The organism is Pedobacter sp. GW456-11-11-14-TSB4, from assembly GCF_059424425.1.
This window is the reverse complement of sequence record NZ_JBWKZK010000003.1, coordinates 309,456-324,466: the sequence shown is the minus strand read 5'-3', so window position 1 is coordinate 324,466 and position 15,011 is coordinate 309,456. Positions and strand designations below refer to the sequence as shown.

The 15,011-nt window shown below is 35.5% G+C and carries 11 protein-coding genes; 1 reads left to right on the top strand and 10 read right to left on the bottom strand.

Going from position 1 to position 15,011, the window contains the following annotated elements:
• Positions 1-184: 184 nt before the first annotated feature.
• The 9 genes from rplT to AC07XU_RS13085 form a co-directional block, all read right to left on the bottom strand.
• On the bottom strand, positions 185-529 hold the full coding sequence (gene rplT, locus AC07XU_RS13125) for a 50S ribosomal protein L20 (protein WP_055131818.1): 345 nt from the start codon (positions 527-529) through the stop codon (positions 185-187).
• A gap of 69 nt (positions 530-598) precedes the next feature.
• The gene (gene rpmI / locus AC07XU_RS13120) at positions 599-799 is read right to left on the bottom strand and encodes a 50S ribosomal protein L35 (protein ID WP_113652647.1); all 201 of its coding nucleotides are present in this window, start codon (positions 797-799) and stop codon (positions 599-601) included.
• A 25-nt stretch (positions 800-824) separates the two neighbouring features.
• Positions 825-1,394 (bottom strand): translation initiation factor IF-3, encoded by a 570-nt coding sequence (gene infC, locus AC07XU_RS13115; protein WP_339580298.1) that lies wholly within the window; start codon positions 1,392-1,394, stop codon positions 825-827.
• Positions 1,395-1,407: 13 nt separating this feature from the next.
• Positions 1,408-3,333, bottom strand: a complete 1,926-nt coding sequence (gene thrS, locus AC07XU_RS13110; protein WP_494944081.1) for a threonine--tRNA ligase — start codon at positions 3,331-3,333, stop codon at positions 1,408-1,410.
• Positions 3,334-3,531: 198 nt separating this feature from the next.
• Positions 3,532-4,446, bottom strand: a complete 915-nt coding sequence (locus AC07XU_RS13105) for a hypothetical protein (protein WP_494944080.1) — start codon at positions 4,444-4,446, stop codon at positions 3,532-3,534.
• Positions 4,447-4,699: 253 nt separating this feature from the next.
• Entirely contained in the window at positions 4,700-5,428 is a 729-nt protein-coding gene (locus tag AC07XU_RS13100) for a (Fe-S)-binding protein (protein WP_494944079.1), read from the bottom strand.
• 26 nt (positions 5,429-5,454) lie between these two features.
• Entirely contained in the window at positions 5,455-6,765 is a 1,311-nt protein-coding gene (locus AC07XU_RS13095) for an MFS transporter (RefSeq protein ID WP_494944078.1), read from the bottom strand.
• Positions 6,766-6,831: 66 nt separating this feature from the next.
• On the bottom strand, positions 6,832-7,263 hold the full coding sequence (locus tag AC07XU_RS13090) for a hypothetical protein (protein ID WP_494944077.1): 432 nt from the start codon (positions 7,261-7,263) through the stop codon (positions 6,832-6,834).
• Between the two features lie 95 nt (positions 7,264-7,358).
• Positions 7,359-9,251, bottom strand: coding sequence for a RecQ family ATP-dependent DNA helicase (locus AC07XU_RS13085; protein ID WP_494944076.1), 1,893 nt, complete (start codon positions 9,249-9,251; stop codon positions 7,359-7,361).
• 76 nt (positions 9,252-9,327) lie between these two features.
• Between AC07XU_RS13085 and AC07XU_RS13080 the strand changes: the two genes are divergently transcribed.
• Positions 9,328-12,579 carry an amidohydrolase family protein gene (locus tag AC07XU_RS13080; RefSeq protein ID WP_494944075.1) on the top strand — a complete coding sequence of 1,084 codons (3,252 nt, stop codon included), beginning with the start codon at positions 9,328-9,330 and terminating at the stop codon, positions 12,577-12,579.
• A 140-nt stretch (positions 12,580-12,719) separates the two neighbouring features.
• On the opposite strand, the gene AC07XU_RS13075 is transcribed toward AC07XU_RS13080, so the two are convergent.
• A complete protein-coding gene (locus AC07XU_RS13075) occupies positions 12,720-14,921 on the bottom strand; it encodes a B12-binding domain-containing radical SAM protein (RefSeq protein WP_494944074.1) in 2,202 nt (733 codons plus the stop codon).
• Positions 14,922-15,011 lie beyond the last annotated feature (90 nt).

The window sequence follows — 15,011 nt, the reverse complement described above, 5'->3', positions numbered from 1 at the left end:
AGTGATAACACGATAATTTGAAGCAATTTATTTAGATTAGTGCTGTAGATAATTAATGTAAGCAATAAGGCTCAACTCAAACCTGCAAAATGTCAATCTAATTATCCACCTTCCAATCCAACAAAAAATTTAATCACAAAAAAAGGGGAACAAATTGTTCCCCTTTCTCTTATTATCGTATTTCTTATTTTACTGCATCAATGATTGCTTTGAAAGCATCTTTATGGTTCATTGCTAAGTCTGCTAATACTTTACGGTTTAAACCGATGTTTTTAGCTGCCAATTTACCAATTAATTGAGAGTAAGATACGCCGTGTTCACGTGCACCAGCGTTAATACGTTGGATCCACAAACCGCGGAATTCTCTTTTCTTAACTTTACGGTCACGGTAAGCATATTGCAAACCTTTTTCTACCGTGTTTTTAGCAATGGTAAATACCTTGCTTCTTGATCCCCAATAGCCTTTGGCCATATTTAGGACTTTTTTTCTTCTGCGTCTAGCAGCTACTGCGTTTACCGAACGTGGCATAGTGTGTTGTTTTTGATAAGCGGTGTTGCGTTAGCAATCTTAGTTACCGAGTATCTGGTTAAAAATTAATTATTTACCGATGGCAAGCATACGTTTAACGTTGCCCATATCAGCATCACTTACCAGACTAGTCTGGCCTAAGTTACGCTTACGTTTTGTGCTCATTTTTGTTAAAATGTGGCTTTTGTAGGCGTTCTTTCTTTTGATTTTACCTGTTCCAGTAAGCGAAAAACGCTTTTTAGCACTGGAATTGGTTTTCATTTTTGGCATAACCTTGTTTTAATTTATATATGTATTACTTCTTTGCAACTTTAGGTGCTAATGTTAAAAACATACGCTTTCCTTCTAATTTAGGCAATAATTCTACTTTACCTATATCTTCTAAAGCCTGAGCAAATTTTAACAATAAGATTTCACCTTGTTCTTTGTAAACAATAGCTCTACCCTTAAAGTGTACGTAAGCTCTAACTTTCTCGCCGTTTTCTAAAAAGCTAACTGCGTGTTTTAACTTAAATTGAAAATCGTGATCGTTGGTATTAGGACCAAAACGAATTTCTTTAATTACAGTTTGCTTTGCATTTGCCTTAATCTCTTTTTGCTTTTTCTTTTGCTCGTAAACAAATTTGCTATAATCGATAATGCGACAAACAGGCGGAACTGCATTTGGTGAGATTTCAACTAAATCTAGTTCTAACTCATCAGCAAGTGCCAAAGCTTTTGACAAGGGATAAATCCCTGGTTCAACATTATCGCCAGCTAATCTCACCTCCTGAGCTCTGATATACTGATTAATATTATGTTCTGCTTCTTTTTTCTTAAAAGGAGGACGTGGTCCCCTATTAAATCCTGGTCTTCCTAATGCCAAATGTAAATCCTGTTTAAACTGTTATTTCTTTAATAATTAATGCACTAAATTCCGCTAAAGTCATCGAACCTAAATCTCCTTCGCCATGTTTACGAACCGAAACTTTTTGTTCTTCCATTTCCTTTTCGCCAATAATAAGCATGTAAGGTAATTTTTTAACTTCAGCATCTCTGATTTTCCTTCCAATCTTCTCATCACGAAAGTCTATCAGCCCGCGAATATCGGAATTATTTAATTCATTTGAAACTTTTTTTGCATATTCTTCATATTTTTCAGAGATGGGAAGAATAATATATTGCTCTGGCGAAAGCCATAATGGGAAGTTACCAGCACAATGCTCAATCAAAACTGCCACAAAACGCTCTAAAGATCCAAAAGGAGCTCTATGAATCATCACCGGGCGATGTTTTTGATTATCGCTACCTGTATATTCCAATTCGAAACGTTCTGGCAAATTATAATCAACCTGAATTGTACCTAACTGCCACTTTCTGCCTAAAGCATCCTTAACCATAAAATCTAATTTAGGGCCATAAAATGCTGCTTCTCCTAATTCAACAACTGTTGGAAGGTTCATTTCTTCTGCAGCTTCTATAATTGCAGTTTCAGCTAGCTTCCAGTTCTCATCTGTACCGATATATTTCGCTTTATTTTCTGGATCACGTAATGAAACTTGAGCAATGTAATTGTCAAACCCTAAAGATTTAAAAACATACAAAACCAATTCTATTACCTTTTTAAATTCTTCTTTAACTTGGTCTGGGCGACAAAACAAGTGTGCATCATCTTGAGTAAAACCACGTACACGAGTTAAACCATGCAACTCACCACTTTGTTCGTAACGATAAACTGTGCCAAACTCTGCAAAACGAACTGGTAAATCTTTATATGAACGAGGTTTAAACTTGTACATTTCGCAATGGTGCGGGCAGTTCATTGGTTTTAAGAAGAACTCCTCTCCTTCTTGTGGTGTTTTTATTGGTTGAAAACTATCCTTACCATATTTATCATAGTGACCAGAAGTTACATATAAATTTTTATGGCCAATATGCGGTGTAATTACTTGTTCGTAACCAGATTTAACTTGTGCTTTGGTTAAAAACTGGGCTAAACGCTCACGCAAGGCGGTACCTTTTGGCAACCACATTGGTAAACCTGCACCTACTTTTTCTGAGAACATAAACAATTCTAATTCCTTACCCAACTTACGGTGATCGCGTTTTTTCGCTTCCTCGATCATTAACAAATATTCTGTTAACTCGCTCGCTTTCGGAAAAGTTACGCCGTAAATACGGGTTAATTGTTTTTTGGTTTCATCACCACGCCAGTATGCACCAGCAACATTCATCAATTTAATGGCTTTAACAAAACCAGTGTTTGGAATGTGCGGACCACGACATAAATCGGTGAACTCACCTTGGGTGTAAAAAGTGATCTTACCATCATCTAAACCTTCTAAAAGATCTAATTTATACTCGTCACCTTTTTCTGTAAAGTATTGAATTGCATCAGCTTTGCTAACACTTTTTCTGCTAAACTCTGATTTTTGCTTTGCCAATTCAAGCATTTTGGCTTCAATAGCTTTAAAATCATCAGATGAAAATTCTCTATCGCCAAAATCTACATCGTAATAAAAACCAGTTTCTATGGCAGGGCCGATGCCAAATTTCGTACCTGGATAAAGAGCTTCTAAAGCTTCGGCCATTAAGTGAGCTGATGAATGCCAGAAAGTAGCTTTACCAGCATTGTCATTCCATGTTAACAATTTTACCGCAGAGTCACTTTCAATTGGTCTTGTAGAGTCCCAAACTTCTCCATTAACTTCTGCTGCTAAAACGTTTCTTGCTAAGCCTTCTGATATTGATAAGGCAATTTGATGGGCAGATGTGCCCTTTTCGTACTGACGAACTGAGCCATCAGGTAAAGTAATGTTAATCATCTACAACTATGATTTACCCCTAAATCTCCGCCGCGGCGGATAATTTCGTTGTTGTTTATAAATTTTTGTTAATTAGCTAAATCACCTACTACGTGATTTTATTGTGCCGCAAAGATAAAAGTTAAAAGCATTATAAAAACTAGTTTCATAAAAAAGCCCCAACAAAATGTTGAGGCTAATACTTATATTCAGTTATAATTAATTGATAATCACACTTCTTGGTTGTCCACCTTGTCTGTTGCCACCACCAGTAAATCTTTTCATCATATTTTCCATTTTCATTTTATACTCATCAGCAGTAATTGGCGTTGCTTTTTTAGGAGCTGTTACATCTCTTGCACTAACATTTCTGTACTCGATGCTTTTAGCCATTGTAGTTTTACCTCTATTTTCGATGGCTAATACAGTTCCTTCAGTCCAAAAATTTGGATCAGGAGAAAAATTAAATCCAAGATCGTTTGTATACCATACTGCAGTTTCATCAATAACATCTTTATCCTCGCCTAAAACTTTAGCTTTACGAATAGATTTAACAATTACTTTATTACAGTTTAAGCCAATAATCTTTTTGGTTTCATCGGTTTTAACAACCTCTAAAGTTGGTGGACCAGGCAAAAACTGAACTGCACTAATGGTTGTAGTGTTACCATTAGTTACTGGTGCATTGTTTTGATTTCTGTTACCCATGTTGATTGCTTGCACCGGATTAGCAACTGCTAATTTGCCTGGCATAACATAAGTTGTATCACTTAAATCAAAAACCTCTACTAATTTTTGATCAGCAAAAGAATAATAATATTCTCTAGCGCCACCAGCACCGCCAAAACGCATCATCATACGGCCCATTCCACCGCCACCGCCACCGTTGCTGTCTTCAATTTCTTCTACAGGCATGTAGCTCGCATTTGTAGGAGTAAACAATAATTCGAAATTAGTTTTCACAGCTTTTGGCATGCGAGCTCTCATTTCATCGCTGATTTGCATCCCAGTTGCAGCCATTGTAGCAGCTGGGTCTATGGTACTTTCAAACTGTATAGCACCAGATTTTTTTTGTGCCTGAGCAGCAAATGTTAATGTTAACATGCCAACAATGGCAACGCATATTTTTTTCATTGATATTTATTTATTTTGATACTACAAATTTATCGTAGTTTTTAGATTTAATATGTTAAAAAAGGTTAATTTGTTTGAACATCACTATAGTTTTACAAAGTGATGATTGCTAAACTTATAGCGAAATACCGCTGTTGTTAAACCCGATTGAGCTAAATAGCCCACAGCGAGGAACGAGCGAGGACTATAAGCGAAAGCGGGACAAAGTTTGCGATGAAATGCCGACTTTCATTTTCTATAAAAAATTTGTTAATTAGTAATCTAACCAACCATTGGCCAAAACATCGGCAATATGCATGGTTTTAATATTGATGTTATTTTTTTTGATGTAACCGTCTAAATGCATCAAGCACGATAAATCTGTTGAGATGATGTAATCTGCCTCCATTTCTAAGGCGTTATTTACTTTTTGCTCTGCCATGGCAGTAGAAATAGCGTCGAATTTAACAGCAAATGTACCACCAAAACCGCAACACATATCGGTATCTTTCATTTCAACCATTTCTAAACCAAGCACTTTAGAAAGTAATTGACGAGGTTCATCTTTTATTTTGCATTCGCGTAAGCCACTACATGAATCGTGATAAACGGCTTTGCCTTCTAGCTCTGCGCCAAAATAATCTCTCTTGAGGATATTGATTAAAAAATCTGATAATTCAAAAATATTAGCTTGAATGTTTCTGCATTTGTTATGCACTATAGTGTTAGTAAACAAATCATTAAAACCACCTTTTACCATGCCTACGCATGATGCTGATGGAGCTACAATATATTCATTTTCAGAAAAATCATTTAGAAATTTATTTCCAATTTCTTTGGCATCTTCCCAATAACCAGCATTATAAGCAGGTTGCCCACAGCAAGTTTGCTTAGCATTGTAACTAACTTGGCAGCCAGCTTTTTCTAATATTTTAATGGTATTAAATGCAGTTTCTGGATATAATTGATCTACAAAACAGGGTACGAATAATTCAGTTTTCATTAAGTGGATGTTAAATTTGAGGCACCCTAATTTACCATAACAGTTTTAGGCTCTACCTTTTTTAAGTACAGCAAAAATAGTAAACCTAAAATGAAAAACACGGTTAAAGCGATAACAGAATTACGCATTCCTAATTGTTCGTCGATAAAACCGAAAATAAACATACCGAAAACAAGGGCAACTTTCTCTGCCACGTCATAAAAACTAAAAAACGAAGTGTGATCTGGACTTTCTTGCGGTAAAAATTTTGAGTATGTAGAACGAGATAGAGATTGTATACCTCCCATAATTAACCCAATTACAGCAGCTAATGCATAAAATTGATATTCGGTATGGATAAAATAAGCAGCAACACATGAGCCTATCCAAATGATAACCACACCAATTAAAACGTTAACATTGCCGAATTTTTTTGACGATAAATACGACATTAACATTGCTCCTGGTATAGCTACCAATTGCAAAATTAAAATAGTTGCAATTAGCTTTTCTGTAGGCAAATTAAGCTCTTTTTCGCCAAATATTGTAGCTACCAACATTACCGTTTGCACCCCCATAGAGTAGAAGAAAAAAGCAAATAAAAACCGCTTTAAGTAAGCCATTTGTTTTACTTGATGCCATACTTTATTTAATTCGTTAAAACCGCTCGTAAACACATTTTTGTTGGTTTTAAAATTCGGACTCCCCTTTGGTAGATTTTTAAATGGAATTTGTGCAAAAACCACCCACCAAATACCTACCATAAAAAACGATAACCTAGCAGGAATAGAATCATCGGTGATGCCAAACCAATCTGGTTTAAATACAAATACAAAACAGATAATTTGCAAAATGATACTTCCAATGTAACCGTAGGTAAAACCTTTTGCGCTTACTTTATCTTGCTGATCAACAGTGGCAATTTCTGGTAAGTAAGAATTATAAAAAACCAAACTTCCCCAAAAACCTATTGCTGCTACAACGCATAAAACCACACCTAATTCTAGCGTTTCTATTTTAAAAAAGTATAAACCACAGCATGCTAACGACCCTAAGTAAGTGAATATTTGCATAAAAACTTTTTTATTACCGCGAGTATCTGCAATCGATGAAAGTATTGGAGAAAGAATAGCAATTACTAAAAAAGCAAAAGACATGGCGTAGCTGTACAAAGCAGAATTAACAAACTTTCTACCGAAAAAGGTCACATAATCAATTGTTTCAGGATTTTTATCTGAAGTAATTATGGTGTAATATGCCGGAAATATGGTTGATGTTATTACTAAATTATAAGCAGAATTTGCCCAATCGAAAAACGCCCAAGAGCGGATTGTTTTTTTGTCGTTTTTAGCTTGCATATTTTTATAAGAGAAACTAAAAGTAGATAAAATAGATTAAAGCAAAAAACTAATGCAATTATGCAGCTATAAATTGATTTGTTTTTGTTGCACGCTAGAAAATTTGAGTTTTATTGAAAATATACCAAAAACGAAAATAAGTAACATGTAAAAATGATTATCTAAACTACATGGCTTCACTTCCTCCCAATCGTTGCTAAATGCATCGGTATATAAGGTGTAGCTTGTGTTATCAGCTTCATTGCCTCCATTATAAAGCCTACAGTTTCCAACATTTGAGCCAGTTTGAACAAACTCACATGCAGTGGAAAGAACGCCCACAGTTCTATAAAAAAACCTATTTCCTCTACTTGTATTTGAAGTATACAAAAGCCCATCTACTAAACAATCTCTACCTAATTGCGCAAATGCAAAGCTATTTGATAATGAAATTATTAGAATTATTAAAAAAGCTTTTGAGCTAAATTTAATTAAAAAAGAGCTGTTGCTAGACATCATTATTCACTAAACAAAATCTATTCAAGTAATATTTCTCAAATATAAAAATATTTAATTTATAATTAATTTAATCAAATACATTAATCAACAGCAAACTAGAGATAGTACTTATTTCCATCAGATTTTATTTTGCCGGCATCTAGTAACTCCCTAATCCTTTGAATTTTCTCGTTTTCGGTTCCACTCTCAATTCCATTTACTAAATCATCTAAATTGCGATGCTCACTTTGTAAAACGGTTACAATTTCAAAGTCTATTTTATCGTTTATTATAGCAGCATCTTCTAACTTCTTTTCAGCAAGGCAGATGTCACAAAATCCACATTTCGAGGCATTGGTTTCTCCAAAATAGTGTAGCAACTGTTTACTTCTGCAACTTTGGGTAGATGCATAACTTAACACAGCTTTAATTTGGTTTTTTTGTATTTGCTGTCTGAGTTCGATATACTTCACGTCGATATCTAGATTGATCTGATCTCTACGTGGTAAAATAAACTGCAATTGTGGCTGATCGGTTTGCGGTAAATAGGATAAAATCTGAAACTGCTGGAGCCTGTTTAAATACTCAATTACGTCTTTGTAAGAAATTTTTAACCGATTGGACAAATCAGATTCCTTGATTTTTACATAGCCATCAAAAGCGCCACCATAACTTCGCTGGATAGTTTTAATGATCGGATCATAAGCAGAATTTTCTATTTGAAAACGATAAACATCTTCATGTGAAGCCGTAAACATAATTCTAGATTGTAAAAAGATATTTTCTGATAACGCAATGTAACCATCATGCTCCAAAAATTTTAAAGCGGCTAAAGTTTTAAGCACGCCTAAGCTAAATTTTTTGCAAAAATCTGCAATATCAAATTCGAAATTTAGTCCTTCTCCAGCGCCAAAAGCTAACTGAAAATAGCTACCTAAATAATGGTAAGTTTTTTTAATTTCTTCTACGGTTGGGTAGCTTTCTTTATATTTTGATTCTAAAATTAATTGATCTGATTTATTGGCTAAAAGCACAGCAAATGCTCTGTTTTCATCTCTTCCTGCCCTACCCGCTTCTTGGTAATAGGCTTCTAAACTATCTGGCAAATCTAAATGAATTACAAAACGCACATTAGGTTTGTCAATTCCCATCCCGAAGGCATTGGTGGCCACCATAATCCTTATTTTGTCAGTCTTCCAGTCTTCCTGCTTTTTAAAGCGAAGATCTTTTTCTATACCAGCATGATAAAAATCTGCAGCAATACCATTTCGCTGTAAAAAGTGAGCAATTTCTGCAGTTTCTCTACGGTTTCTTACATAAACTAAACCACATCCTTTTACATTATTTGCAATGTCGATCAGTTTTTTATGCTTGTCTTCTAAATCATAAACAACATAACTTAAATTTCTACGAGAGAAACTTTTTACAAAAACCTGAGCATCTTTCATCTCTAGTTTTTCAATAATATCTTGCTTTACAAATGATGTAGCCGTTGCTGTAAGTGCTAAAATTGGCTTATCAGGATGTATTTCACGTAGTTCTTTAACTTTTAAATACGGAGGGCGAAAATCATAACCCCATTGCGAAATACAATGCGCTTCATCAATGGCTATCAAATTCACATTCATGTAAGAAATACGAATACGAACAATTTCAGACAGCAACCTTTCTGGCGATAAATACAGAAATTTAATGTTGCCATAAATGCAGTTATCTAAAAGGATATCAATTTCTCGTTTACCCATTCCGGCATAAATTGCGATAGCTTCTATACCTTTTGCCTTTAAATTTTCAACCTGATCTTTCATCAAAGCCACCAATGGAGAAACTACGATACAAATTCCATCCATTAGCATTGCTGGCACCTGAAAACAAATTGATTTTCCTCCGCCAGTTGGCAAAAGTGCTAGCGTGTCTTTACCATTTAAAATAGATTGAATGATATCATCCTGTAAAGGCCTAAAATTATCGAAACCCCAATATCTTTTTAAAATTTCTGTTGCTTTCATAAAAAAGGTAGCATCAAAACTAATAAAAACGACGCGATATTATTAAATTGCGAATTAATTAATCGAAATCCTTAATATGAATAAATTTTTTCTCATAACTAGCTGTTTATTTCTTACGCTTTCTGCAGCCGCTCAAGATAAAAAAGAAACCACAAAGTGGGATATTGAAAAATACAAAGGACAAACAAAAACCTTTACCATAAATACCGACGAAGGTACTTGGATGAACTTGGATGTTAGTCCGGATGGGCAAGAAATTGTTTTCGATTTATTGGGTGATATTTATAAAATGTCTATCAATGGCGGTCCGGCTAAATTATTAAGTGGCGGAATTGCCTTTGATGTTCAACCTCGTTTTAGTCCTAACGGGAAATATATTTCTTATACTAGTGATAAAAGTGGCGGAGATAACATTTGGATTATGGACCGTGAAGGAGGAAACAAGAAGCAAATTACCAAAGAAACCTTTAGGTTATTAAACAATGCTACTTGGATGCCAAACAGTGACTATATAATTGCCCGTAAGCATTTTACCGGTTCTCGTTCTTTAGGTGCAGGCGAAATGTGGATGTATAGCATTTATGGTGGTGATGGTGTTCAATTAACGAAAAGGAAAAATGATCAGCAAGATGCTGGTGAGCCAAATGTATCGCCAGATGGCAAATTTTTATATTTTAGTGAGGATGTTTCTCCTGGCCCCAATTTCGAATATAGCAAAGACCCGAATGGACTAATTTATGCCATTAGACAATTAGATTTAACCACTGGAAAATTAACAAATCTAATAGCAGAGCAAGGTGGTTCTGCTCGTCCGCAAATATCGCCCGATGGCAAATTTATGGCCTATGTTAAACGCGTTCGCTTAAAATCTGCTTTGTATATTCAAAACACAAAAACTGGCGAACAATGGCCATTAACTGAGGACTTAACTCACGATCAGCAAGAGACTTGGGCAATTTTCGGAGTCTATCCGAACTTTGCATGGACACCAGATTCTAAAAAAATTGTTTTTTACGCAAAAGGAAAAATTAAACAAATTGAATTGAATAACCTAATGGTTAATGAAATTCCGTTTGAAGTAAATAGCCAGCAAACTGTACAACAAGCCGTTCAATTTGAGCAAAAAGTTTTTAGTCCAGAAATTACAGTTAAAATGATTAGGCAGTTAACTACATCGCCTGATGGCAAAATGGTTGTGTTTAATGCTGCTGGCTATTTGTATAAAAAAGAAATGCCAAACGGTGTGCCTGAGCGAATTACAAACGCTTTAGATTTTGAGTTCGAGCCAAAATTTAGTCCAGATGGCAAATTCATCGTTTACACTACTTGGAGTGATGAATTTAAAGGTGCTGTAAAAAAGACCGATATCAAATCTGGCAAAACCATTTCATTAACTGATGAAAAAGGATATTACTATACTCCAGCTTTCTCCAATAAAGGAGATAAAGTTGTTTTTAGAAAAGGAAGTGGCAATGAAACTTTAGGCTTAACCTATGGCAAAAACACAGGCATTTTTGTAGTTTCTGCAAATGGTGGAGTTAAGACTTTAGTAAGTGAAAGTGGCATCAAACCGATGTTTAATATAGATGATACTCGAATTTATTTCCAAGGATATGATGCAGGTAAAAAAGCATTTAAAAGCATGGATTTAAACGGTGGTAACGAAAGAACACACTATACATCGCAATATGCCAATCAATTTGTACCTAGTCCGGATGGAAAATGGATGGCGTTTACCGAGTTATTTAATGCATATATCACCCCAATGGTAACCACAGGTATCCCGATGGATTTATCTGCGAACAACAAAGCCATCCCTTTGGCTAGAGTTACAAAAGATGCCGGAACTTATTTACATTGGAGTGCAGATAGCAAAAAATTGTTATGGACGTTAGGTGAACAATATTACAATCGTGAGGTAAAAAACACTTTCAACTTTGTTGAAGGCGCACCACAAGTTTTGCCAGAATTAGATACCACCAGTGTAAGTATTGGATTAAAATTAAAAGCTGATGCACCAACTGGATTGCTAGCTTTAAAAGGTGCAAGAATTATTACCATGAAGGGTGATGAGGTAATTGAAGAAGGCACAATTATGTTAGAAAACAATAAAATTATTGCTGTTGGCAAAACTGCCGATGTGATTATTCCGGCTGATGCGAAGGTGGTTGAGGTTAATGGCAAAACAATTATGCCAGGTATAATTGATGTGCATGCGCATTTGCGTACTAGTCCGGATGGGATAAGCCCACAGCAAGACTGGTCTTATTTGGCTAATTTATCTTTCGGGGTTACTACTTCTCATGATCCAAGTAGCAATACAGAAATGGTGTTTAGCCAAAGCGAAATGCTTAAAACTGGCAGAATGATTGGTCCACGTTTGTATTCTACAGGTTCAATTTTATACGGAGCAGATGGCGATTTTAAAGTAGTAATTAATAGTTTGGATGATGCGCTGTCGCACTTAAAAAGATTAAAAGCAGTAGGCGCATTTTCGGTTAAATCTTATAACCAACCACGTAGAGATCAGCGCCAGCAAATTTTAGAGGCAGCAAGACAGTTAAAAATGGAAGTTGTACCAGAAGGAGGATCAACGTTTTTCCATAACATGAATATGGTAGCCGATGGACATACTGGTATTGAACATAGTATTCCGGTAGCGCCAATTTATAAGGATGTGGTTAATTTTTGGAGTAATACCAAAGTTGCCTATACACCTACCTTAATTGTGGCTTATGGTGGTCAATGGGGAGAAAATTATTGGTACGATAGAACTAATGTTTGGGAAAATGAGCGTTTATTAAATTTTACGCCAAGGGCGATTATTGATGCAAGATCAAGAAGAAGAACAACATCAGAATATGGAGATTATGGACATATTGAAGTAGCAAAAGCGGTAAAACAATTGGCCGATGCAGGTACAAAAGTTAACTTAGGTGCTCACGGACAGATACAGGGTTTAGGTGCACATTGGGAGCTTTGGATGTTTGTACAAGGTGGTGCAACGCCATTACAAGCTATTCGTAATGCCACTTTAAATGGTGCTTCTTATTTGGGTATGGATAAAGAAATTGGCTCATTAGAAGTTGGTAAGTTAGGCGATTTAGTAGTGATGGATTCTAATCCTTTAGATGACATTAGAAATTCTGAAAAGATTAAATATGTGATGGTAAATGGTAGGCTTTATGATAGCATGACCATGAATGAAACCGGTACAAGAGAGAAAGTTAGATCTAAATTATGGTTTGAGTTAAATAGAGGCGTGGCGTTTTCTATTCCTTATAAAATGTCTGAAACTTGGACGTTTACTATACCAAATTGCGATTAAACTCCTAAAGGAAAATACAAAAGAACGCCGTCATTTCGAACGTAGAGAGAAATCTGTTTTATAGTAGTACTTAGCTAACAGATTTCTCCTCGTTCCTCGTCGAAATGACTACTGAACATTGCTAACAGTATATTAACCCATTACAGCACTAACAGCCCAAACTCCCTTAAAGTATGAATTGGTTTTGAATACCAGAATAATTCAAAATGTTCAATACTATTTTCAAAATCTGCTTTAACATCTTGAAAAGTTAGTGTATTCGGATTTAAAATGGCAATCTTATCTAAAATAGCAACTAACCACTCGCCTTCTTTTTTGTTGGTTTGAATACTAAAAGTCTCTTTTTTGCTATGGAAACTTAAAGTCATCATTTCCCAAGTATTGCCTTTTTTAGATTTGCAGAAGGTTTCTACAGATGGCTTCCCTCCTAGCCAAACTATTTTGGCAGTAGGTTTTATATTAAAATTTTCGTCAGCTTGCAGGGCTTTATTAATAAAATTGGATGGAATTGTTGTTTTTGGAATTTTAAAATCAAACCAATCTTGCAGTTTGTAATCAAAGCAAATGCCATGCATAAAATTGAAGAGTGATTTTTTTAAACCGTAGCTAAATTTATTGTGGTCTATACCAGTTTTATCTGTGTAATTAATATCGTTATTCGCAAAAGTTCCTATTTCTTCTGTCTCTTTAATTACACCAAATTTTTCAGGATATAATCCTACCGGGCTATGTGCCGTCATGGCAAATTGGTGCCAAAAGCCAGATTGTAAAACGCCAGCTTCAAATAACTGCCTAACCATTTCCAAGCTATCAACCGTTTCTTGAACTGTTTGTGTTGGGTAGCCATACATTAAATAAGCATGCACCATAATCCCTGCTTCGGTAAAGTTTCTGGTTACTTTGGCAACTTGTTCTACGGTTACGCCTTTATCAATCATTTTTAATAATCGATCAGATGCCACTTCTAATCCGCCAGAAACGGCAATACAGCCAGATGCTTTTAACAATAGACATAAATCGCCAGTAAAACTTTTTTCGAAACGGATGTTGGTCCACCATGTAACGGAAATCTTTCTTCTTAAAATCTCTAAAGCAACTTCACGCATTAACGCAGGTGGTGCTGCTTCATCCACAAAGTGAAAACCATTTTGTCCGGTTTTTTCTATCAGTTCTTCAATACGATCAACAATTTGCTTTGCAGCAACGGGCTCGTAAACTTTAATATAGTCTAAAGAAATATCGCAAAAAGTACACTTACCCCAATAACAGCCATGTGCCATGGTTAGTTTGTTCCAACGGCCATCGCTCCACATTCTGTGCATTGGATTTACAATTTCAATAACTGAAATATAGTTATCCAATTGCAAATCAGAATAATCTGGCGTACCCACATCTGCTTGCTTGTAATCGCTTCTCAAAGCATCATTTCTGTAGGTTACTTCTCCGTTTTCTAACAAAAATGTCCTTTTGTAGAGATTAAATTCACCGCCTTTTAAAATTGCAGCGCACAACAATTCAATCGGTAATTCTCCATCATCTAGGGTAATGTAATCGAAAAATTCAAAAACTCTTTTATCAGATAAGGATCTTAACTCTGTATTTGCAAAACCACCACCCATTGCTAATTTAATATCAGGATAGTTTTGTTTTACAAATTGCGCACAGCGAAAAGCTGCATATAAATTACCTGGAAAAGGAACCGAAAGCAGAAATAGCTTAGGTTTAACTTCCTCTATCCTACTTTTAAGAATGTCAATTAAAATCCCATCAATGTAAGTTAATTCTTGATTTAAAGCTTCATACAACTCATCAAATGAATTGGCACTTCGCCCTAATCGCTCAGCATAACGGCTAAAACCAAAATTTGGGTCAACACATTCTACTATAAAATCAGAAAGATCCTCTAAGTAAAGCGTGGCTAAATGCTTGGCTTTATCTTGCGTACCCATAGCTCCAAAAGCCCAGTCTAGTTCTTCTAATTGCGCAAAGCGAGCAGCTTCTGGCAAAAAATCTTCTTGACAAATTTGCAAAGCCAATGTTGGGTTTTTACCATGAAGAAAAGCGATAACCGAGTCGATGGTTTTAAGATAATCTTCTTTTAATGCGATGATGCGTTGCGAGTTAAAAGACAATGTCACAGCGCTTCGACGTTGCTCAGCGTGACAAAACAAGTTGATTAGTCCTTCTTTAGAAAAGAGTGCTAAAATTACTTCAATACCTAAATCTGCTTGGGTTGATGAAATGCCTTTAGTGTTTAAAAACCCTTTAATATATGCAGTTGCTGGATACGGAGTATTCAGTTGCGTAAATGGGGGTGTAATTAAAAGTAGGTCGCTTTGCAAGAGGATTTGTTTTCTGCAAATTTAGGCAAATCTTTGTTTATAAATTACTAAACAGACTAGTTATAATTGTCGTCATTGCGAGGCACGAAG